Below are 22,029 nucleotides of genomic sequence, written 5' to 3'. Positions count from 1 at the left end.
CATGCACCAATGGATCAACGCCCTCGCCGACCTGCAAGCTCGCGGTGAACCCTGCGTGCTGGTGACCATCATCGAAGAGCGCGGCTCGACCCCGCGCAATGCCGGCTCGAAGATGGTCGTCAGCGCCCGCCAGCTGTTCGACACCATCGGCGGTGGCCACCTTGAGTACAAGGCTCTGCACATCGCCCGGCAGATGCTCGACGAGCAGCGCAGCACCCCGCATCTGGAGCGCTTCAGCCTCGGCGCGAGCCTTGGCCAATGCTGCGGCGGCGTTACCGTGCTGCTGTTCGAGCCAATGGCGGCGGTGCAGGCCGAGATCGCCGTGTTCGGTGCGGGCCACGTCGGCCGGGCTCTGGTACCCTTGCTGGCTGCCCTGCCCTGCCGGGTGCGCTGGATCGACTCGCGCGAGCAAGAATTCCCGGAGCTGATCCCCAGCGGCGTGAGCCGCATCATCAGCGAGGAGCCGGTCGACGAAGTGGCTGCGCTGCCGCCAGGCAGTTACTGCATCGTCATGACCCACAACCACCAGCTCGATCTGGAGCTGACCGCGGCGATCCTCAAGCGCAACGACTTCACCTGGTTCGGCCTCATCGGCTCGAAGACCAAACGGGCCAAGTTCGAGCATCGCCTGCGTGATCGCGGCTATGACGATGCGGTGGTAGCACGCATGCGCTGCCCGATGGGCCTGGCCGAGGTCAAAGGCAAATTGCCGATCGAGATCGCCGTGTCGATTGCCGGCGAAATCATCGCCACCTACAACGCCTGTTTTGGCCAGCACGATGCTGCGGTCAATGCCGGCCCCATTGCTCAGTTGCTGCCGCCGTCGCGCCGCAGCCACGCCAATTGACGAGAGTGTTATGAGCGCAACCCGCAAAGCTTACCGATCCGCCATTCTGCACAGCGTTGGCGACCCCGCCGAAGTCGGCCTGGAGGCATCCTGCGAGTACTACCCGGACGGCCTGCTGGTGGTCGACGAAGGCCGCATCAGCGCCCTCGGTCACGCCAGCGATCTGCTGCCGACGCTGGATGCCAACATCGACGTGGTGCATTACCAGGATGCCCTGATCACTCCGGGCTTTATCGACACCCATATCCATTTCCCGCAGACCGGCATGATCGGCTCCTATGGCGAGCAGTTGCTGGACTGGCTGAACACCTACACCTTCCCCTGCGAAAAGCAGTTTGCCGACAAGGCGCATGCCGACAAGGTCGCGAAGATCTTCCTGCAGGAGCTGCTGCGCAACGGCACCACCACCGCGCTGGCGTTCGGCAGTGTGCATCCGGAGTCGGTCAACGCGCTGTTCGAAGAGGCCGAGCGGCTGGACCTGCGCCTGATCGCCGGCAAGGTGATGATGGACCGCAACGCGCCGGATTATCTGACCGACACTGCGGAGTCGTCCTACACCGAGAGCAAGGCGCTGATTCAGCGCTGGCATGGCAAGGGCCGGCTGCACTATGCGGTGACGCCGCGCTTTGCCCCGACCAGCACGCCCGAGCAATTGGCGATGGCCGGCCAGTTACTGAAGGAGCATCCGGGGGTGTACATGCATACGCACCTGTCCGAGAACCTGCAGGAGATCGACTGGGTCAAGGGCTTGTTCCCGGAGCAGAAGGGTTATCTGGACGTCTACGATCACTTCGAATTGCTGGGTGAGCGGTCGGTGTTTGCCCATGGCGTGCATCTGTGTGATGAAGAGTGTCAGCGGCTTTCGGAGACGGGCTCGGCGGTGGCGTTCTGCCCGACCTCGAACCTGTTCCTGGGCAGTGGCTTGTTTAACTTGCCGCAAGCTGAGAAGTTCAAGGTCAACGTCGGGCTGGGCACGGATGTTGGCGCGGGGACCAGTTTTTCGTTACTGCATACGTTGAACGAGGCTTACAAGGTGATGCAGTTGCAGGGCGCGCGGTTGCATCCGTTCAAGTCGTTGTACCTGGCAACGCTGGGTGGGGCTCGGGCTTTGCACCTGGAGGATCGGGTGGGGAGTTTGCGTCCGGGTAATGATGCGGACTTTGTGGTGTTGGACTTCAAGGCTACGCCGTTGCTTGAGTATCGTCTGGAGCAGTCGGGTGGGATTGAGGAGACGCTGTTTGTGCTGACGACGCTTGGGGATGATCGGACGGTGCTGGAGACTTATGCAGCTGGGCGGTGTGTGCATCAGCGGTAGCGGCTTGTGCACGAGATGGGTTGTGGGCTTATCTATTTGATTTGTTGGACGTTCTGGCCCCTTCCCGCCCTTACGGCGAGTCCCTTTTGGTCGTGGCCAAAAGGAACCAAAAGCCGTCGTTCCCACATACGGCCCCTGCGCTGCGGGGCTCCCTCACTCCGGCAATGCTCCCGGGAGGACCGCGCTGTACGGGCCATCCTGGCCCGCAGCGCTTGCCGGCCATCCATGGCCGGCACCTCCCTTCGCAATGCCTGCGTTCGGCCTTCTGAGGTCGCTGGTAGATCAAGAGCACGCCTCGCTGCGCTGGCGCAGGGCGGATGGGTGTGGCTGCATGATTTTCGTCTGGATTGAGATTGCTGGGGCTGCTGCGCAGCCCTTTCGCGACACAAGGCCGCTCCAACAGTTGACCGCGTATTATCGACAAACGCGGTCAGTGTAGGAGCGCCTCGTGTCGCGAAAGGGCCGCACAGCGGCCCCGGCAATCCAACATCGAACCACAATCGCGAAACCCACACTGCCCCCGCTATGCGCCAGCGCAGCGAGGCGTGCTCTTGATCTTGATCTTGATCTTGATCCACCGGCGACTCAGGAGGCCGAGCGCAGGTCTTGCGAAGGGAGGTGACGGCCATGGATGGCCGGCAAGCGCTGCGGCCCAGGATGGGCCGTACAGCGCGGTCCTCCCGGGAGCAAGGCCGGAGCGAGGGAACCCCGCAGCGCAGCGAAGGGGCCGTATGTGGAGCCAAGCATTTTTTTGGTTACTTTTTTGGGGCGTTTGCCAAAAAAGTGATTCGCCGTAAAGGCGAAAGGGGCCCGATCACCCACCACAAGAAATGGATAAACCCCCAACCCAGCCTACGCCGCAATCAACCCTTGGCCGAAGAAACCCGAGCAGGCTTCTTCTGCAACAAATGCGAAAACACCGCATGCAAATCGTCCGAAGCACTCTCCTCATCGAGGTTCAGCTTACTGTCGATATGATCCATATGATGCATCATCAAGCTAACCGCCTGCCCCGCATCCCGCGCCTCGATCGCATCGATCAGCTGCATATGCTCATCATACGAACAGTGCGACCGGTTCCCGCTCTCATATTGCGCAATGATCAAAGATGTCTGCGACACCAAGCTACGCTGGAAACTCACCAAAGGAGCATTGCCAGCAGCCTCAGCCAGCTTCAGGTGAAACTCCCCGGAAAGCCGAATCCCAGCCCCCCGATCACCCCGCGAGAAGCTGTCACGCTCCTCGCGCACCATCTGCCGCAACTCGTTCAACTGCTCAGCCGTAGCATGCTGCACCGCCAACTCAGTGATCGCCCGCTCAACCATCCGTCGCGAAAAGAACACCTGCCGCGCCTCTTCAACTGTCGGACTGGCAACCACGGCACCGCGATTAGGCCGCAGCAACACCACGCTCTCGTGGGCCAGACGCGACAAGGCGCGACGAATGATGGTGCGGCTGACGCCAAAGATCTCGCCCAGCGCTTCCTCGCTCAACTTGGTGCCCGGCGCCAGCCGCTGCTCGAGGATCGCCTCGAAAATATGCGCGTAGACGATGTCGTCCTGGGTACCACTGCGCCCGGCCTTGCCGGTGCGTACAGGTTTCTTGAGAGGCTGCAGCTGTTCGTTCATGGGCACTCGAGCATGGGAATCCGCCAATCGGACCTTGACTGTACTGCCTGTCAGAGGGTGGCTGGCAAGCCCTGGTTGGAAATAAGAAGAAAGGTACTGGCCCATTGTACACAGGCTGACGCGTTTCTGCAGGTGGCCATTTCGGCATATAGCCACTATTTACAAGATTGTACCCAGGAAAGATAAAACATTATTTGCATTATTTGTACACAAACGCATAATCCAGCGAGCAACTTCTTGACCCATGAGTCAACAAACAGGTCAGACGTCTGCCTCACCCTCGCGGAATCACCAAGTGCGTAGCGCAGGACACTGGTTCCGAACAACAAGAAAGACTTGAGGAGTACTCGCAGTGGACACCCGCAAATCCGACGCCCCTACGCTGGATCTCACTCCACCGCTCGAAACGAGCTGGCTGGAACGGATTTTCAAACTCAAGCGACATGGCACCACCGTCAAGACCGAAATGATCGCTGGGGTGACCACCTTCATCACCATGGCCTACATCATCTTCGTCAACCCCAACATCATGGCCGACGCCGGCATTGATCATGGCGCCGCGTTCGTCGCGACCTGCATCGCCGCCGCACTGGGCTGCCTGTTGATGGGCCTGTACGCCAACTGGCCAGTAGGCCTGGCCCCGGGCATGGGCCTCAACGCCTTCTTTACCTACACCGTGGTCGGCACCATGGGTTACACCTGGGAGGCGGCGCTGGGTGCCGTGTTCGTCTCCGGGGTGCTATTCATGTTCCTGACCTTGTCGCGCGTGCGCGAGTGGCTGCTCAACAGCATCCCGGTCAGCCTGCGCCATGCCATGGGCGCCGGCGTCGGGCTATTTCTCGGACTGATCGGCTTGAAGACTGCAGGTATTGTGGTCGACAGCCCCGCCACCTTGATCAAGCTCGGTTCGCTGCATGAACCAGGGCCGCTGCTGGCCGCCGTGTGCTTTCTGATGATCGCCGTGCTCAGCTACCACCGCGTTTTCGGCGCGATCCTCATCGCCATCATCAGCGTCACCCTTGCTGGCTGGGGTCTGGGCCTGGTGCAGTACGGCGGCGTGTTCTCGCTGCCGCCGAGCCTGGCGCCAACCTGGCTGGCCATGGACATTGCCGGGGTGTTCAACGTCAGCATGATCAGTGTGGTGCTGGCCTTCCTGTTTGTGCACATGTTCGACACCGCTGGCACTCTGATGGGCGTCGCCCAACGCGCCGGGCTAGTGTCGGCGGACGGCAAGATCGAGAACCTTTCGCGTGCATTGAAGGCCGACAGCGCCTCGAGCGTATTCGGCGCCGCCGTCGGCGTACCGCCGGTGACCAGCTACGTCGAAAGTGCCGCCGGGGTGGCTGCAGGCGGCCGTACCGGTCTGACGGCGGTGGTGGTTGGCCTGCTGTTTGTGGCGGCGATGTTCTTCGCACCGCTGGCCGGGATGATTCCAGCCTATGCCACCGCGGGCGCGCTGATCTATGTCGCGATGCTGATGATGGGCAGCATGGCCCACATCAACTGGGATGAAGCCACCGACAGCATCCCCGCGATCGTCACTGTCATCATGATGCCGCTGACCTTCTCGGTCGCCGACGGCATCGCCCTGGGCTTCATCAGCTACGTGGTGCTCAAGGCGGGTACCGGCAAATACAAGGAAATCTCTGCCAGCTTGTGGGTGCTGTGCGTGATCTTCATCGCCAAGTTCGTCTTCCTGTAAAGCTCCCCACCCCGCCGGCGTCTGGCATTTGCCGCGCCGGTAGTGACGGCGTTTGCTCGCACAGGCTCTCACTGGGGCCTGTCGGGACGGTCGCATCCCGTCAAGTCGCAGGCCCGCTGCAAATCCCACGCCTCAGCGAGAACTTTCCTACAGCCCTGTAGGCTTCGTCTGCTATCCAACCGCTTCTGCAGAAATTCATGATTCCGAGCCATTTCTCGGATCTGCAGGAAGCGCGTCCCATGCCACATTTAACTGTTCTGCCTCTCCGTCTTCCGTTCGCGGCAACGCCAGCACAAAGTAGCGTGCGCTCATGAGCGAGCCTCCAGTCAGTTGCGCAACCTCAGGTCCCACCTGCAGCGGCCGCGTGCCCATCCTGCCGGTGCGTTACGCCATCGTCCCGCGGCCCGCCGATGCGCCAGCATGTCGCTATGCGGAGTCCAGTCTCAACCTCGAACAAGGCTTTGCCCCGCTGCAGCACTCCGCCTACACCCTACGTGCTCTGCGCCCGGGCTATGTGTATGTGTTCATGAAGGGGACGAAACGCGAAAAGCTGGTCATCCACGAATACGACGGCGACGGCCACTATCAGGAACTGCGCTATTGCGGCCTTGATTGCTACAACCGACGTAAACGCTATATGGGCAGCCGTACCCTCGGCTGGGTCTGGGCCGACACCAGCGCCGAGGCCGGCAAAGAAGTCTGGATCGCTTACAGCCCGCACCTGTGGACCAAAGCCATGACCGCCCGAATTTGCCAGTCTGAGGCTCTGCGCGGGCGGCATATGCGTTTGCTGGATACTGCTGAGCTGGTCGCCGGCAGCAAGCAGCCCTCGACCCAGCAGCATGTATTGCCGGTCAGCGCGCTGAAGGACTGGGTTGAAGACTTCAAGCCCGAAGACCGACGCATGTCTTTGACCTGGAGCAGCCACCCGATAAAGGAAACTTTGCCGATGGGCTCGCTGGCCGCGATGCTCCGCCAGTACCCGTATACCCAGCCGAAGATCCCGGCGGTGGTTGCGCTCAATGACGCAGAAGGCATGGCGCTGGACCTGAGCCTGTCGGTTTCGGCCTATCAGCACCAGATGCGCGATCTGATCCCGTCCGAGCAACTGTATCCCCATGAGCCTGAGCCGAGTTCCGAGCAGGCCTGCGTGCCCAAGTGCTTTCGTCTGGACGCGGAGCGGCTGAGCCCACAAAGCCGCGACTTCCACCACCGCAACCTGGTGGCGATGCTGCTCGACAAGACACTGGTCAGCATGTATCCGGCCCGGCCTCGACGTTCGATAGATGAAGCAGCGCGCCAGCTGAGCATATCAAAAGGCCGCCCATGGCCGCCTGCCGCCGAGGCACGTTACCGAGCACTAACCCACGAGAACTACTCGGAGCACGGCGCACGGCTCGGTTTGCGGATTGATACGGACAAATACCTTAGATTCCTTGCCGAACGCGATGAGCTGGAAAAGCGTATTGACGTGCTGCGCAAACAAGCCCTGCAAGCCAGTAACGACCATGACATCTGGCTGGCTACAGCCGAAAACCAGCATATCGATGAACCCACCAGCCTTGCTGCAGCGCTGGCTAGCTATGACCGTGATGACTGCACCTCCGCCCGCGGATTGGAGATGTCCCTCGCTCTACTGATCAACCCCATGAGCCAACCTGCGCTAGGCACAGAAGACGAGGATCGCCGTTTCAAGCGCTTGGAGCAGTGGTTCGACCAGCATGAAAGCCTGCTATACGTGGCACTGGCACCGTTCAATCCACTTAAAGATAAGGCTGACGCAATAGGGAGCTTGCTCGGGACTAGCGACAGCGTCATCCAAGGACTCGCCGGGCGCTTCCCTGCAACAGCCGGCATTACTGACCTTACTGCCCAGTCCGTCACCACAATCGTTCTCAAGCGGATGAGGGGTCAGACCCGCTGGGACGCCAGCCATACCTTGCGTCAGCAAGTGTTACTGGCAGCATCAGAAGCAAATGCCGAGAAGGCTCTGGGTCTACTAGCCGCGCGGTACAGCATCACCGATCAGCTCGTGCGCGACAATCCTTTCAGTCAAGAGGTGGAACGTTACCTGAGGACCGCCATGGCTCAGGTTGAAGAGATAAAAACGCTGCGCATTACTGGCACTCGCACGGTGACTTTGGAAATAACTGAAATCTCTCGGGCCAAACCCAGCTTACTGGGCCTGCTCGCTTCAACAGCAGGAGCAGCAGCTAACTCAGGCATGCTCTGGTTCAACTTGATAAGCCTGAGGACCGCTTACAACAACTTACTAGACAATGATGGACTTGAATACATAACAGGGCTCGCTTCATCTATATTTGGCGTGATGGGCGCAACGGCCGCGACCTTAGTAAGTGCGCGAGCGGCACAGAAGGCACTAGTACTGAGACTAAACCCCTCAGCCCCAGGTATTGCATTTGGTAACAGTCTCGTGAGATTCCTCGACAGCAAGCTGTTCGCGCGCTTAACAGGCTACCCAGCTATGATCTTGGGGCTGCACTCAGACTTCGCAAAAGCTTATCGCCAAAAACAGAATGGCGATTTAATGGCTGGCGCTTACACTGCTGCGGGCGGAATCTCGTTCGCAGCAGGCTCTTTCCTAGTACTGGAGGGTAGCTTTGCAGTAGCAGGACTGATCAGCGTAGTACCGTTCGCAGGTTGGGCGGCTGCAGCCATAGTATTGCTAGGCGCTGGTGCTATTGCCGGAGGAATGTACCTATATGCGAGGTCCAGCGAGCGACTCCACAACCCCATAGAGCTATGGGCAGTTCGCAGTATATTTGGCAGTCGCTCGAACGATGGGGAGTCTAGGCTGGACATCCATTTAGACCATGATAAAAAACTACCTAACTACCATAATCTAAGCAAAGAAATTCAAGCTTGGTACTCCACGTTCTATGCGCCGATCATGCTTTCTTCAACCGAGGCACATGAGATGGGTCTGAACGGTTTGGCCAGCACATGGAGCGCTAACGATTTCTGGAGCCCACCTAACTGGACAGATATTATCTACAACGAGACAAGCAAAATAGCCCCTACCGTGGAATTCACCATACTCCTACGCGAGTTTATAATTGGGCAAAGCGAATGGGCAGCGGATCTTCTCGAATACACCGACAGCGACCATACGGTCACTACAATCACTCCAACGTGCTACACCACCCGGCAAGGCCTGGTCTTACATTTTAAAAAAGAAGTACAAGATAAGACATACGCCGTACTCAAAATTAGCTTTAAGCCTAAGCAAGGACTGGACGGCCAAACTAGCTCAACTGCAAAGTTCCGACTGGGAAAATAAAGCAATGTCAATAATGTGGCTATTCAACGCCAAAACATCGACCCATACTACTCCAAAAATATCAGGACAGTTTTTAAGCATATCTAATTACATCTTGGTCTTGCGAAACCCATGGATATCTGATTCTATATTTATGGGAAAGCTATATGCTGCGGCAATCATCACAACCATGCTCTTTACATACCCTTACCTCCACGAACCTGACGCCAATTACGACCTAGAAGGCGCGTATCTATTTGCAGGCCTACTGTTATTTGCACCTTTCATATTCGTTCCGTTTTTAGCTTATCGCGTATTTTTAATAAAAAACCTCTCGAACGTCTACTTTAATCGAGTTACAAAAAAAATATACTGCAGGAAACTGCAAACCACACACACACTTGACTGGAGCAACACTGAAGGCGGCTTATTCAAACGTACAGAGTTCAGTGGCTCATCATTTACAACAAGCTATGGCTTGGCATTTTCACGGGGCAGCCAAGATGGTACAGCCCATAAAAAAGTTTGTCTTTGGATCGACAGCAATGAACCCAATGACTCCAGCGCCAAACATGTTGCTGAAGTGTGGGAGTACCTTCGTCATTTTATGGAACACGGCCCTTACAAGCTTCCTCTTTGTACCGAATCTAACTGGTGGCACAGACCAATTCAAGAGGTTGCTCTACCACCCGCAAAAGCATGGAGCCATTATGTTCCTTGGCGCACCGGCGAAGCTGGTGAAATGCAAGGCAAGAGAAACTGGCAACTACCGTTCTGGGCGATCCTGCTCCCGTACAACATGACCGTCGCCATCTGCTGGTATTACCTTTGCAAATTGTTCAAAATCCGCGAAGCCCCTGCCCCCGCTGAAGCTTTAGTTAAAACTCTCGGGCAAACTCAAGAAGAAAACCAATAGCACCCGATTGCATTGCGCGACCAAGCAAACCACCCGATCATAACCGGAAGCAACAGCCGCAAAAGCCCGCCGCCCTGAGATTGGACCAAAAGGCCTAGGAAGATTTTCGAGCAATCAGCTAGCTCTCCATATAGATCGAGCAAATGAAACGCGAGACTGAAATAGATATAAACCATTAATTAAATCAAGACACGACCGAGGATTTGAGCTTAACCACCAAACTCACACTGGAGAATTAATACATGTCAATCACTTGGCTATTCACAACAAAAGACCAGCACAGGGAGGAACCTAAATTTGCGAGCCAGGTTTCAAACATCTCTTCCAATGTACTTACTCTGCGCAACCCTTGGGTGACTGACTCCGTATTCATGGGCAAACTCTACACAGCAATGATAATAGGAATGGCCGCACTGGTATATCCGTGGACACTGGATCCTGAAAACTCATTCGAAGGTGCCTGCGACCTCATGACCATGTATCTACTCACCCCTTTCACCTTCGCACCCTTTTTAATTTATCGAATCATCTACATAAAGAAATTATCCAACATTTACCTCAACCGACTGACGAAAGCAATTTACTACAAACGATTTAGTACGCTCATTACCTTTGACTGGAATGAAGTCAATGGGGGGTTGTTCAAGCGCATTGAATTCGCTGGATCTGCGTTTAGCACTAACTACGCACTGATAATTGCCCCCCACCGTAAAGATGGTAGCCTCCATAAAAAAGACGGCCTATGGATCGATAGTAACGAACCAACAGAGCCTGACGTCAAATATGTTGCACAGGTTTGGGAATACCTGCGTCATTTTATGGACCACGGTACTGCGAAATTGCCACCCTCGGGCGAACCCAATTGGCTATATACACCGCTATACGAAATCTGTCTAACGCCATCACAAGCATGGCGACACTACGCTCCGTGGCGTACAGGTGAGGCCGGTGAGATGCAGGGGAAGAAAACTTGGATGCTACCCTTTTGGGCCATTCTATTTCCTTACAACCTCTCAGTAGCAGTTAGCTGGTACGTGATCTGACGCATGTTCAACGTTAAGGCAGCGCCACCACCCGCCGAGGCATTTTACGTACCCAGCGATTTACCTGAAAGAAAGCTCAGATGAAACATGTCGTACTTGCCGAAAATCGTCACAACCCCATGACAAAAGCCTTACACCCCCGCAATGAGCGCGCGCCAGGCCACGTATTAAAGCTCTACATCCTAGGACAACAAACATGTCGGTCATTTGGCTGTTTACAACCAAACACCCCATCACAGAACCACCCAGAATCGCAGATCAAACGATCATCCTTTCCGCTGAAGTACTGGTTCTCCGCAACCCCTGGGTTACCGACTCCGTATTCATGGGAAAATTATACACTGCCATGATTGTGGCGATGGCGATTCTTGTTTACCCAAAAATCTTGGGCCTAGACTTCTCATTCGAAGGAGAATACGACCTATTAGCCATGCTCCTACTTTCACCCTTTATTTTTGCGCCCTTTCTAGCCTATCGAATTTGGTACATAAAAGGACTATCAGCCTTCTATCTAAACCGCACTACCAAAAAAATCTATTACCAACGCTTAAGAAGACTGGTAATTTTTGATTGGGAAAATGTTCACGGCGGATTGTTCAAGCGCATCGAATATGGCGGTGCTTCTTTTAGCAATTGCTACGCACTGGCATTTGCTCCACGGCGTGAAGACGGTAGCCTCCATCAAAAAGATTGTCTATGGATCGATAGTAACGAACCAACGGAAGCGGACATCAAGCATGTCGCGCAGGCTTGGGAATATTTGCGCTGCTTCATGGATCACGGCCCGGACAAGCTACCGCCACCCGGCGAACCTAATTGGCTCTATATCCCTCTGCATGAGATTTGCCTCACACCATTACAAGCATGGCGGCATTACGCGCCTTGGCGCAGTGGCGAAAGGGGTGAAATGCGGGGAAGAAAACTTGGATGCTTCCGTTCTGGGCGATTCTCTTCCCCTACAACCTCTCTTTAGCAATTTGCTGGTACGTGGTCTGCCGCTTATTCAATGTCAAGGGGGCGCCACCGCCTGCCGAGGCATTAGAAGTGCCTGCAGATGACTTATCTGAAAGGAAGCGTAAATGAAACAATCTTACCCCTTGACCATCGTCACATAGGAAAACATCATTGTAGACGACCAATCGCCCTGACCACGCCGCGTAACCAACTAAATCACCCGCTCAGAATCAAAAACCCCAGACGAAAAAAAGCCCGCCAGTGTGAGAGCGGGCCAAAGACCTACGAAGATTCTTCTAGCGACCAACTAGCTTCCGCGATAGGTCGAGTAGCTGTAGGGCGAGATCAACAGGGGCACGTGATAATGCTCTTGTTGCTCATCAACCCCGAAGCGCAGCACTACAACATCCAGGAACGCCGCGTCTGGCAACGCCACGCCCCGAGCTCGGTAATAATCTCCAGCACTGAACTGCAACTGGTACACGCCGGTACGGTAGTCGTCGCCCTGCAGCAGCGGCGCATCGACGCGGCCGTCGCTGTTGGTCAGTGCGCTGTTCACCAGTTCCAGCTGCTGGCCTTCGACACGGTACAACTCAACCTTGATCGAGCTGCCCGGGCAGCCATGCGCGGCATCCAGTACGTGAGTGGTCAAACGTCCCATGTGCTTGTCGCCTCTTGTTCAAATCGTGGGCAGAAAATACTCGACGGCACCAGATCAGTGCCCGCCGTGAGTGGGAATGAAGCCATTAAGACACTTTGACTTCAGATTGTACACAATTTTTTAAGCTCTCCCGTGACAGCCCCCGCGCCGCCGAAAAAAAACCGCGACACAGCAGCGGATAAAGGCCTAACCTGCGTACAAGGAGCGTTAGCTGACCAGATGGGCAGGTTTCTTGCAACCGGTTCTCAAGCGACAAAAGGGCAGAAATGCGGAAAAACAGGCTTACAAAAGATTTCAGAAGTTGTATACAATCAGCCCATCCGGTGAGTGCGACAACCCGACGCGGGTCCACCCATCACCTGCACAACGTACAAGAAGGAAGACTGCAGTGAGCGCTGACTATCCTCGCGACCTGATCGGCTACGGCAACAACCCACCTCACCCGCAATGGCCGGGCAACGCCCGCATTGCGCTGTCTTTCGTGCTCAACTACGAAGAAGGCGGCGAGCGCAACATTCTGCACGGGGACAAGGAGTCCGAAGCCTTCCTGTCCGAGATGGTTGCCGCCCAGCCGCTGCAGGGCCAGCGCAACATGAGCATGGAGTCGTTGTACGAGTATGGTAGCCGTGCCGGGGTATGGCGCCTGCTCAAGCTGTTCAAGGATACCGGCGTACCGCTGACCATCTTCGCCGTGGCCATGGCCGCGCAGCGCCACCCGGATGTGATCCGCGCCATGGCCGAAGCTGGCCATGAGATCTGCAGCCACGGCTACCGCTGGATCGACTACCAGAACATGGACGAGGCGCAGGAGCGCGAGCACATGCTCGAAGCCATCCGCATCCTCACCGAGCTGACCGGCGAGCGCCCACTGGGCTGGTACACCGGTCGTACCGGCGCCAACACGCGTCGGCTGGTGATGGAAGAAGGCGGTTTCCTCTACGACAGCGACACCTACGACGACGATCTGCCCTACTGGGAGCCGAACAACCCGACCGGCAAGCCGCATCTGGTGATCCCGTACACCCTCGACACCAACGACATGCGCTTCACCCAGGTGCAGGGCTTCAACTGTGGCGAGCAGTTCTTCCAGTACCTCAAGGACGCCTTTGATGTGCTCTACGAAGAAGGCGCCGAAGCGCCGAAGATGCTCTCGATCGGCCTGCACTGCCGGTTGGTCGGTCGCCCGGCGCGGCTGGCAGCGCTGAAGCGCTTCGTCGAATACGCCAAGAGCCATGACCAGGTCTGGTTTGCCCGTCGCGTGGACATCGCCCGCCACTGGCACACCACCCACCCGTACCAGAACGAGAACGCCTGATGACCGCCTTCAAGACCCTGACCCCTTCGACCCTGAGCCGTGACGCGTTCGTCAGCGCCTTTGCCGACATCTACGAGCACTCGCCGTGGGTGGCCGAGAAGGCCTATGACCTCGGTCAACTGGCCGAGCTGGACCAGATCGAAGCCCTACATCAGCGCATGAGCGACATCCTGCTCAGCGCCAGCCACGCCGACCAGTTGGCCTTGATCAACGCTCACCCGGACCTCGCCGGCAAAGCCGCCGTCCAGGGCGAGCTGACCGAATCGAGTACCAATGAACAGGCCGGCGCCGGTATCCACCAGTGCACCGCCGAAGAGTTCGCCCGCTTCACCGAACTCAACGATGCCTACAAGGCCAAGTTCCAGTTCCCGTTCATCATGGCGGTCAAGGGCAGTAACCGACACCAGATTCTGGCGGCGTTCGGAACCCGGATTCACAACGATGCCGATACCGAATTCAAAGAGGCGCTGGCGCAGATCAACCTGATCGCGCTGTTCCGCCTGCTGCAGCTGTAAGGCTTGCCACAACGTCTGGCCCGAGTCCGCCACGCGAGCGTACCCAGGGCCTTACCGGCAAGCGCAAGACCACATTAGCCAGTCATAGAAGAAGAGATAACAAGCATGCGCACACTAGTGATCGAGCCCCTGAGCAAAGAAGCCTTCGCCCCCTTTGGTGACGTGATCGAAACCGACGGCAGCGACCACTTCATGATCAACAACGGCTCGACCATGCGCTTCCACAAGCTCGCCACGGTTGAAACCGCCGAGCCTGAGGACAACGCCATCATCAGCATCTTCCGCGCCGACGCGCTGGAAATGCCGTTGACCGTGCGTATGCTCGAACGCCATCCGCTGGGCAGCCAGGCTTTCATTCCGCTGCTCGGCAATCCGTTTCTGATCGTGGTCGCGCCAGTTGGCGATGCACCTGTATCAGGTTTGGTCCGTGCCTTCCGCAGCAACGGCAGGCAGGGCGTCAATTACCATCGCGGCGTTTGGCACCACCCGGTGCTGACGATCGAAAAGCGGGATGATTTCCTGGTGGTTGATCGCAGTGGTTCAGGCAACAACTGCGATGAGCATTACTTCACCGAGGAACAGATGTTGATCCTCAATCCCCACCAATAAGAAAAGGTCGGTCATCCACGGCCTGCATGAAATACTCGGTGTCGCGATAAACCTGCTGCCCTCGCAGCCTGCTTATCGCGCGCAAGGTCGCGTGCAGCGTTCAAGCTGGTGATCGGCAAGAGGTACATACTGTGGAAGCACACCTTCACGAATGGCTGAACCTGAGCATTCGCTGGGTTCACATGATCACAGGCGTTGCCTGGATCGGTGCATCGTTCTACTTCGTCTGGCTGGAGAACCACCTTAACCGCAGCAACCCGCGCGATGGGTTGTCGGGTGATCTCTGGGCCATCCACGGTGGTGGTATCTACCACCTGGAGAAGTACAAGCTGGCGCCGCCGAAAATGCCCGAGAACCTGCACTGGTTCAAATGGGAAGCCTACTTCACCTGGATGTCCGGGATCGCCCTGCTGTGCGTGGTGTTCTACTGGAACCCGACCCTGTACCTGCTCGCCCCAGGCAGTTCGCTGAGCGGCGCCGAAGGCGTGGCCATCGGTATCGGTTCGTTGGTAGCCGGCTGGTTCATCTACGACATTCTCTGTGACTCACCATTGGGCAAGCGCCCTGCCCTGCTCGGCGGCGTGCTGTTCGTGCTGATCATCGCCGCATGCTGGGGCTTCAGCCTGGTGTTCAGCGGCCGTGGTGCATACCTGCACACCGGTGCGATCATCGGCACCATCATGGTCGGTAACGTGTTCCGCATCATCATGCCGGCCCAGCGCCAGCTGGTCGCGGCGATCGAAGCCAACCAGACGCCCGACCCGCTGCTGCCGGCCAAAGGCCTGCTGCGCTCGCGGCACAACAACTACTTCACCCTGCCGGTGCTGTTCATCATGATCAGCAACCACTTCCCGAGCACCTACGGCAGCCAGTACAACTGGTTGATCCTGGCCGGGATCGCAGTGGCTGCGGTATTGATCCGTCACTACTTCAACACCCGCCACGACAGCAACAAGTACGCCTGGACCTTGCCCGTCGGCGCTCTGGCGATGATCTGCCTGGCCTATGTCACAGGCCCTAAACCTTTGCCAACTACTCCTGAGCAGGCTGCGGCGAAGATCGAGTATCAACCGCTGCCAGCCACGGCCGTAGGCGGCAAGACCGCTGCCGAACAGCGTGCTGCCGATGCGGCCAAGGCGGCTGAAGCACCGGCCGCTGCTGCACAGGCTCCGGCCCAGGCCGCAGCCCAGTCTGGTGAAACCTTCGACACGATTCACAACGTGATCCAGGAACGCTGCACCGTGTGCCATTCGTCCAAGCCGACCAGCCCACTGTTCAGCACGGCGCCAGGCGGCGTGGTGTTCGATACCCCGCAGCAGATCCAGGCCCAGGCCGCGCGCATTCAGGCGCAAGCGGTTGCCAGCCAGATCATGCCGTTGGGCAACATCACCCAGATGACCGTTGAAGAACGCAAACTGGTCGGTGACTGGATCGCCAAGGGTGCTCCCGTCAACTGACCCCACGCATCGCCAGGCTTGCTGCTGCACCGGGATCACTCCCTGTGCAGGGCACGCCTGCGCCATGCGCACTACGCAACAAGCAAGCATCGAGCGCAAACCCGTAGCGTGAACCCATGGCTTTTACCCAAAGCCTGGCGCTGCAGGTTGACCGCTTGGATCCGAGAATAAAAACAAAACTCGAGGTGCTGCATGTCAGAGTCATCCAAGGCGTACATCCCTGTTGCGCCGCCACGACAGCCCCTGCCCCTGTTTCAGCTGATCCTGGTGGGTCTGCAACACGTGCTGCTGATGTACGGCGGTGCGATCGCCGTGCCGCTGATCATCGGCCAGGCCGCTGGCCTGTCGCGTGAAGAAGTCGCCTTCCTGATCAACGCTGACCTGCTGGTCGCAGGCGTTGCCACAATTATCCAATCGTTCGGTATCGGCCCGGTCGGCATTCGCATGCCGGTGATGATGGGCGCAAGCTTTGCCGCAGTCGGCAGCATGGTGGCCATGGCCGGCATGCCCGGCGTGGGCCTGCAGGGCATCTTTGGTGCGACCATCGCCGCCGGTTTCTTCGGCATGCTGATCGCACCGTTCATGTCCAAGGTGGTGCGCTTCTTCCCGCCGCTGGTCACCGGCACGGTGATTACTTCGATCGGCTTGTCGTTGTTCCCGGTGGCGGTCAACTGGGCCGGTGGTGGCCAGCAGGCGGAGACCTTCGGCGCGCCGATCTACTTGATGGTGGCCGGCCTGGTGCTGGCCGTGATCCTGCTGATCAACCGCTTCATGCGTGGCTTCTGGGTCAACGTGTCGGTGCTGGTTGGGATGGGCCTGGGCTACATCGTCGCCGGCTCGATCGGCATGGTCGACCTGTCCGGGCTGGGCGCTGCGCCATGGCTGCAAGTGGTCACGCCGCTGCACTTCGGCATGCCGACCTTCAGCCTTGCGCCGATCCTGTCGATGTGCCTGGTAGTAGTGATCATCTTCGTCGAGTCCACCGGCATGTTCCTCGCCCTGGGCAAGGTGACTGATCGCGAAGTAACCCCGGGCATGTTGCGCCGGGGTCTGTTGTGCGATGCCGGTGCGTCGTTCATCGCCGGTTTCTTCAATACTTTCACCCACTCCTCGTTCGCCCAGAACATCGGCCTGGTGCAGATGACCGGCGTGCGTTGCCGCTACGTCACGGTAATGGCCGGGGCCATGCTGATCGGCCTCAGCCTGCTACCCAAGGCGGCGTACCTGATCGCCTCGATTCCACCGGCCGTGCTTGGCGGTGCGTCGATTGCCATGTTCGGCATGGTTACCGCCACCGGGATCAAGATCCTCCAGGAAGCAGACATCTCCGATCGGCGCAACCAGTTGCTGGTTGCGGTGAGTGTCGGCTTTGGCCTGATCCCGGTGGTCAAGCCGGAGTTCTTCGCGCAGATGCCGCAGTGGATGGAACCGATCACCCATAGCGGGATTGCCATGGCCACGGTCTGTGCCCTGGTGCTCAACGTGCTGTTCAACATCCTCGGTGGTGCTGACCGGGCGGCGCACAACGACGCCTGTCACCAACATTGAGTCGACGGGGTGGCCAGGCTGGCTACCCCGTTGATTTCAACGCTCTCACGCTCACGCAGTACCGCTACACCGTCGGCCCGCCGGAATGGGCCGCTCGGGGCGCCCTTGCGCCGAAAAAACCCCAAAAAAAAACAATAAGTCCGGGAATCACGACATGAAGCGCATTACCTCGTCCCTCTTGCTCGGCAGCAGCCTGCTGGCGACTGTCCCCGTCCACGCCGGCGAATGGCTGCAGTGGCACGGCGAAAGCCTGACCTACCTGTACGGCAAGGATTTCAAGGTCAACCCGAATATCCAGCAGACGGTGACCTTCGAGCACGCCAACAAATGGAAGTACGGCGACACCTTCCTGTTCGTCGACAAGATCTTCTACAACGGCAAGGCCGATGCCAGCAAAGGCGCCAACACCTACTACGGCGAGTTCAGCCCACGCCTGTCGCTGGGCAAGATCACCGGCCAGAGCTTTGCCTTCGGCCCGGTCAAGGACGTGTTGCTGGCCATGACCTACGAGCGTGGCGAGGGCGACAACGAAGCCTACCTGATCGGCCCTGGCTTTGACTTGGCGGTACCCGGCTTCAACTACTTCACCCTCAATTTCTATCTGCGCAACACCGAGGGCAGCCGCCCCGGTGACAATGTCTGGCAGATAACCCCGGCCTGGTCCTACACCATCCCGGTAGGCCGCTCGGATGTACTCATCGATGGCTACATCGACTGGGTGGTCGACAATGACCAGACCCGCCGCGGCACCTACCACGCCAACCTGCACGTCAACCCACAGGTCAAATACGACCTCGGCAAAGCCCTCAACTACGGTGCCAAGCAGCTGTATGTCGGCTTTGAGTACAGCTACTGGAAGGACAAGTACGGCATCGACAGCCGCGGCAATCTGGACAGCAACCAGAGCGTGGCCAGTGCGCTGGTCAAGGTGCATTTCTGAGAAGCTGACCGAACGCCCAACTTTGGTTCCACGTGCTCCAGGACGGAGCACTTGAGGCGCAGCGCGCAAGTGAGTAATCTGCGCGCCCCCTCGCTCAGGGCAGAATGATTTCTGCCCGCGTTTACTGACCGCTCAGTCAATGAATTCGGGTGGTTGGTCTGCGTGTTGCCAGCCGTACAGGACCGTTTTCAGCCGTTCAGCAAGACGTCGAGCAGGAAGATTGCGACCAACGATAAAAGTTGGCGCAGCTCTTGCCAAACAGCTGTGGTCAATCGAAAAAAGCTGACTCAAAAGACAAAAACAGCGCCACCACCGAGCGCTGACAACAGATCCGAATCAAGGGAGCGACACACGCGATGCGTACCATCAACAGCCTGATCCTCGCCGGCAGCCTGCTGGCCTCCGGGGCCACCTTCGCCGGTGACCTGCTGCAGTGGCAAAGCAACAGCCTGACCTACCTGTGGGGCAAGAACTTCAAGGTCAACCCGGAAATCCAGCAGACCTTCACTTTCGAGCACGCTGACGGCTGGAAGTACGGCGACAACTTCGTGTTTGTCGACAAGATTTTCTACCAGGGTAAAAAGGACGCCGGCAACGGCCCCAACACTTACTACGGTGAGATCAGCCCGCGCCTGTCGTTGGGCAAGATACTCGACCAGAAGATCGCCTTCGGCCCGGTCAAGGACGTGCTGCTGGCGATGACCTACGAGTTTGGTGAAGGCGACAGCGAGTCGTACCTGATCGGCCCTGGCTTCGATCTGGATATCCCAGGCTTCGATTACTTCCAGCTGAACTTCTACCAGCGCACCACCGACGGCAGCCGCGCCGGCGACAACGTCTGGCAGATCACCCCGGTGTGGGCGTACACCATACCGGTCGGCTCTTCGGATGTGTTGATCGACGGCTTCATGGACTGGGTAGTCGACAACGACCAGAACCGTCGTGGCACCTACCACGCCAACCTGCACTTCAACCCACAGATCAAATACGACCTGGGCAAGGCAATGCATCTGGGCGAGAAGCAGTTGTACGTGGGTATCGAGTACGACTACTGGAAGAACAAATACGGGATCAAGGATTCCGACGGTTTCACCACCGACCAGAACACCGCCAGCCTGCTGGTCAAGGTGCACTTCTGATCTGATCAGGCGCGCCGTATGAGTCCGCTCCAGTCAGGATGAACCCTGCTGGAGCGGTACCAGTTCGATCAGTTGCTCGCCAGTTTGCGTACCCGCGATACCCCGCCGACGACCACCGCAGCGACAAAGCCGGTGATCGCGCCAACCACACCGTACAGGCCCAATTTCGCCACCGCGCCCCAGCCCGCGCTCGCGCTAACCAGGGCCTCGATCAGGTGTTCAAGCGGCTGGATACCCTCGGCAACGAAGGTGCCGCCGACCAGAAACATCGCCAGCGTGCCGATCCACGACAAGGCCTTCATCAGGAACGGCGCCGCAGCCACCAGGCCGCGCCCGAATTTCTTGACGAATGTGCCCCACGCGCCCTGAGCTTTCGACTTCGCCAGCGCAAAGCCTGCGTCATCCATGCGTACGATGCCGGCGACCAGGCCATATACGCCGACCGTCATCGCCAGCGCGATCACCACCAAAGTGATGATCTGCTGATACAGAGGCGCATCGGCAACCACGTTGAGGGTGATGACGATGATTTCGGCACTGAGGATGAAGTCGGTCTTGATCGCGCCCTTGATCTTGCGCTGCTCGTACTCGGCCAGCGCTTGCGGGGTTTTCGGCACAGGCTTGTGTTCAGCGTCCGCTGCTTCATCGCCTCCACGCGAAAGCTTGTCCTTGATTGCCTCATAGCCCTCATAGCACAGGTAGATCCCGCCCAGCATCAACAGCCACTTGATCGCGGCCGGCAACAACGCGCTGAGGATCAATGCGCACGGCACCAGGATCGCCTTGTTCTTCAACGAGCCCTTGAATACCGCCCATACCACCGGCAGTTCACGATCGGCCTTCATGCCGGTGACCTGCTCGGCGTTCACCGCCAGGTCATCGCTGAGCACACTCGCCGACTTCTTCGCCGCGACCTTGCTCATCAGCGCAATGTCATCGAGCAACGCCGCGATATCATCCAACAAAGCAAAAAAACTGCTGCCAGCCATTCCATTGATTCCTAAAGGTGTCCGCAGCCACCCAGGCCTGAGCCCGCGCGACTGCGATAAAGACGTGATTGCCGACAAGTTGGCATAGAGACCCTAGCCACGCTGAACAGTTCTGGCTGAGCGACCCAGCGCTACAGCAGCGGTGTCGTAGCCAACACCACCAGCGGCATCGCCAGCGCCGCCAACAGCGTCTGCCCGGCGATGATCGCCGCCATCAGTGGCGCATCACCGCCCAACTGCCTGGCCATGATGTAGGCGGACGACGCGGTGGGTAAGGTCTGGAACAGCACCGCCGCCAGCGCCGCCTCGCCTTCAAGGCCGAACAAGCGGCAGATCAACACCGTCACCAAGGGCATTGCTACGAACTTGATCACTGACGAAGTGCCGATCGGCTTGAGCCAGCCGCGCACACTGCGCAGGTGCAGCGCCGCCCCGATGCACAGCAGCCCCAACGGCAGCGACGCCTGCCCCAGCGCCTGCAGTGCCGGAGCCAGGCCCGGCGGGATACCAAGCCCACTGACCCGCACCAGCATGCCCAGCGCACAGGCCAGCAGCAGCGGGTTGAGCGCCAGCTGCTTGAGCACGCTGGCCAAGGTCGGGCGGCTGCCCGCGCCATATCGGGCAAACACCAGCACGCAGAGGATATTCACCGTGGGCACGATCGCAGCATTGGCGATGGCAGCCAAGGCGATGCCATGGGCGCCGAAAATCCCCGCCGCAGCGGTCACCCCGACATAATTGTTGAAGCGCACTCCGCCCTGGAACAGCGAGGTAAATGCCGGGTCATCGACCGGGAACAACTGCCGCGCCAAGACCATCACCGCAGCCACGGCCACGGTCGACACCACCAGCACGCTGACCATCGCCTGCACCGGCAGGTCGCCCAGCTGTGCGGTTGCCAGGCTATGGAAGAACAGTGCAGGCAGCAGCACGTAATAACCCAGCTTCTCGGCATACGGCCAGAACGCGTCGCCGACGAAGTTCGCGTGGCGCAACCACAACCCAAGCATGATCAGCAAGGCAATCGGCAGCAAGGCGAGAATGAGCGCGCTGGTCATTGGCCAGCCGCCGGCAAAATTGACAACGTTCGCCGCAACACAGAAACCTCCTCCATAACAACAGCCCGGGACTATAAACTGAATAAGCAACAACGCGCGGCGATTTATTATGC

18 protein-coding genes are annotated in these 22,029 nt (G+C 58.2%); 14 read left to right on the top strand and 4 right to left on the bottom strand.

Going from position 1 to position 22,029, the window contains the following annotated elements; genetic code table 11:
• Position 1: 1 nt before the first annotated feature.
• Together xdhC and guaD are read left to right on the top strand one after the other, a co-directional pair.
• Entirely contained in the window at positions 2–847 is an 846-nt protein-coding gene (xdhC, locus tag HU736_RS00925; RefSeq protein WP_186698716.1) for a xanthine dehydrogenase accessory protein XdhC, read from the top strand.
• A 10-nt stretch (positions 848–857) separates the two neighbouring features.
• Entirely contained in the window at positions 858–2,162 is a 1,305-nt protein-coding gene (guaD, locus tag HU736_RS00920) for a guanine deaminase (RefSeq protein ID WP_186698714.1), read from the top strand.
• A gap of 863 nt (positions 2,163–3,025) precedes the next feature.
• Here guaD and HU736_RS00915 read toward each other — a convergent pair.
• Entirely contained in the window at positions 3,026–3,790 is a 765-nt protein-coding gene (locus HU736_RS00915; protein WP_103436706.1) for a GntR family transcriptional regulator, read from the bottom strand.
• 352 nt (positions 3,791–4,142) lie between these two features.
• Between HU736_RS00915 and HU736_RS00910 the strand changes: the two genes are divergently transcribed.
• The 5 genes from HU736_RS00910 (at position 4,143) to HU736_RS21710 (ending at position 11,704) form a co-directional block, all read left to right on the top strand.
• Positions 4,143–5,492, top strand: a complete 1,350-nt coding sequence (locus tag HU736_RS00910) for an NCS2 family permease (RefSeq protein ID WP_186698712.1) — start codon at positions 4,143–4,145, stop codon at positions 5,490–5,492.
• Positions 5,493–5,802: 310 nt separating this feature from the next.
• A complete protein-coding gene (locus HU736_RS00905; protein WP_186698710.1) occupies positions 5,803–8,793 on the top strand; it encodes a T6SS effector BTH_I2691 family protein in 2,991 nt (996 codons plus the stop codon).
• A gap of 13 nt (positions 8,794–8,806) precedes the next feature.
• Positions 8,807–9,688 carry a DUF6708 domain-containing protein gene (locus HU736_RS00900; RefSeq protein WP_367615275.1) on the top strand — a complete coding sequence of 294 codons (882 nt, stop codon included), beginning with the start codon at positions 8,807–8,809 and terminating at the stop codon, positions 9,686–9,688.
• A gap of 242 nt (positions 9,689–9,930) precedes the next feature.
• A complete protein-coding gene (locus HU736_RS00895; protein WP_186698706.1) occupies positions 9,931–10,731 on the top strand; it encodes a DUF6708 domain-containing protein in 801 nt (266 codons plus the stop codon).
• Between the two features lie 196 nt (positions 10,732–10,927).
• Positions 10,928–11,704, top strand: a complete 777-nt coding sequence (locus HU736_RS21710; RefSeq protein WP_437180442.1) for a DUF6708 domain-containing protein — start codon at positions 10,928–10,930, stop codon at positions 11,702–11,704.
• Between the two features lie 288 nt (positions 11,705–11,992).
• Here the strand turns inward: HU736_RS21710 and uraH are convergent, their stop codons facing one another.
• Complete coding sequence (gene uraH / locus HU736_RS00885; RefSeq protein WP_103436700.1) at positions 11,993–12,346, bottom strand: hydroxyisourate hydrolase; 354 nt, start codon at positions 12,344–12,346, stop codon at positions 11,993–11,995.
• Between the two features lie 388 nt (positions 12,347–12,734).
• Between uraH and puuE the strand changes: the two genes are divergently transcribed.
• From puuE to HU736_RS00850, 7 genes are all read left to right on the top strand, one after another.
• Positions 12,735–13,661 carry an allantoinase PuuE gene (puuE, locus tag HU736_RS00880; protein WP_186698704.1) on the top strand — a complete coding sequence of 309 codons (927 nt, stop codon included), beginning with the start codon at positions 12,735–12,737 and terminating at the stop codon, positions 13,659–13,661.
• A complete protein-coding gene (gene uraD, locus HU736_RS00875; RefSeq protein WP_186698701.1) occupies positions 13,661–14,176 on the top strand; it encodes a 2-oxo-4-hydroxy-4-carboxy-5-ureidoimidazoline decarboxylase in 516 nt (171 codons plus the stop codon). The genes puuE and uraD overlap by 1 nt, the downstream gene beginning before the upstream one ends.
• 105 nt (positions 14,177–14,281) lie before the next feature.
• A complete protein-coding gene (locus HU736_RS00870) occupies positions 14,282–14,785 on the top strand; it encodes an ureidoglycolate lyase (protein ID WP_103436697.1) in 504 nt (167 codons plus the stop codon).
• Between the two features lie 131 nt (positions 14,786–14,916).
• Positions 14,917–16,242 carry a urate hydroxylase PuuD gene (locus HU736_RS00865; RefSeq protein ID WP_103436696.1) on the top strand — a complete coding sequence of 442 codons (1,326 nt, stop codon included), beginning with the start codon at positions 14,917–14,919 and terminating at the stop codon, positions 16,240–16,242.
• A gap of 192 nt (positions 16,243–16,434) precedes the next feature.
• Positions 16,435–17,790 carry a nucleobase:cation symporter-2 family protein gene (locus HU736_RS00860; RefSeq protein WP_101317993.1) on the top strand — a complete coding sequence of 452 codons (1,356 nt, stop codon included), beginning with the start codon at positions 16,435–16,437 and terminating at the stop codon, positions 17,788–17,790.
• A gap of 154 nt (positions 17,791–17,944) precedes the next feature.
• A complete protein-coding gene (locus HU736_RS00855) occupies positions 17,945–18,730 on the top strand; it encodes an outer membrane protein OmpK (RefSeq protein ID WP_103436695.1) in 786 nt (261 codons plus the stop codon).
• A 356-nt stretch (positions 18,731–19,086) separates the two neighbouring features.
• Positions 19,087–19,869, top strand: coding sequence for an outer membrane protein OmpK (locus HU736_RS00850; protein WP_103436694.1), 783 nt, complete (start codon positions 19,087–19,089; stop codon positions 19,867–19,869).
• A 68-nt stretch (positions 19,870–19,937) separates the two neighbouring features.
• Here the strand turns inward: HU736_RS00850 and HU736_RS00845 are convergent, their stop codons facing one another.
• Positions 19,938–20,858, bottom strand: coding sequence for a DUF808 domain-containing protein (locus HU736_RS00845; protein ID WP_186698699.1), 921 nt, complete (start codon positions 20,856–20,858; stop codon positions 19,938–19,940).
• A gap of 131 nt (positions 20,859–20,989) precedes the next feature.
• Positions 20,990–21,916, bottom strand: coding sequence for an AEC family transporter (locus tag HU736_RS00840; protein WP_186698697.1), 927 nt, complete (start codon positions 21,914–21,916; stop codon positions 20,990–20,992).
• Positions 21,917–22,029 lie beyond the last annotated feature (113 nt).

Source organism: Pseudomonas shirazensis (genome assembly GCF_014268785.2).
GTDB lineage: Bacteria > Pseudomonadota > Gammaproteobacteria > Pseudomonadales > Pseudomonadaceae > Aquipseudomonas > Aquipseudomonas shirazensis.
The sequence above is the reverse complement of the archived record's forward strand: the minus strand, read 5'-3'. Positions and strand labels throughout refer to the sequence as shown.

Excerpts from the sequence above, each read along its gene's own strand:
- HU736_RS00860 (WP_101317993.1), top strand. The coding sequence starts at position 16,435 with ATGTCAGAGTCATCCAAGGCGTACATCCCTGTTGCGCCGCCACGACAG.
- HU736_RS00855 (WP_103436695.1), top strand. The coding sequence starts at position 17,945 with ATGAAGCGCATTACCTCGTCCCTCTTGCTCGGCAGCAGCCTGCTGGCG.
- HU736_RS00845 (WP_186698699.1), bottom strand. The coding sequence starts at position 20,858 with ATGGCTGGCAGCAGTTTTTTTGCTTTGTTGGATGATATCGCGGCGTTG.
- HU736_RS00850 (WP_103436694.1), top strand. The coding sequence starts at position 19,087 with ATGCGTACCATCAACAGCCTGATCCTCGCCGGCAGCCTGCTGGCCTCC.
- HU736_RS21710 (WP_437180442.1), top strand. The coding sequence starts at position 10,928 with ATGTCGGTCATTTGGCTGTTTACAACCAAACACCCCATCACAGAACCA.
- guaD (WP_186698714.1), top strand. The coding sequence starts at position 858 with ATGAGCGCAACCCGCAAAGCTTACCGATCCGCCATTCTGCACAGCGTT.
- HU736_RS00895 (WP_186698706.1), top strand. The coding sequence starts at position 9,931 with ATGTCAATCACTTGGCTATTCACAACAAAAGACCAGCACAGGGAGGAA.
- xdhC (WP_186698716.1), top strand. The coding sequence starts at position 2 with ATGCACCAATGGATCAACGCCCTCGCCGACCTGCAAGCTCGCGGTGAA.
- HU736_RS00840 (WP_186698697.1), bottom strand. The coding sequence starts at position 21,916 with ATGACCAGCGCGCTCATTCTCGCCTTGCTGCCGATTGCCTTGCTGATC.
- HU736_RS00915 (WP_103436706.1), bottom strand. The coding sequence starts at position 3,790 with ATGAACGAACAGCTGCAGCCTCTCAAGAAACCTGTACGCACCGGCAAG.
- HU736_RS00900 (WP_367615275.1), top strand. The coding sequence starts at position 8,807 with ATGTGGCTATTCAACGCCAAAACATCGACCCATACTACTCCAAAAATA.
- uraD (WP_186698701.1), top strand. The coding sequence starts at position 13,661 with ATGACCGCCTTCAAGACCCTGACCCCTTCGACCCTGAGCCGTGACGCG.
- HU736_RS00905 (WP_186698710.1), top strand. The coding sequence starts at position 5,803 with ATGAGCGAGCCTCCAGTCAGTTGCGCAACCTCAGGTCCCACCTGCAGC.
- uraH (WP_103436700.1), bottom strand. The coding sequence starts at position 12,346 with ATGGGACGTTTGACCACTCACGTACTGGATGCCGCGCATGGCTGCCCG.
- HU736_RS00870 (WP_103436697.1), top strand. The coding sequence starts at position 14,282 with ATGCGCACACTAGTGATCGAGCCCCTGAGCAAAGAAGCCTTCGCCCCC.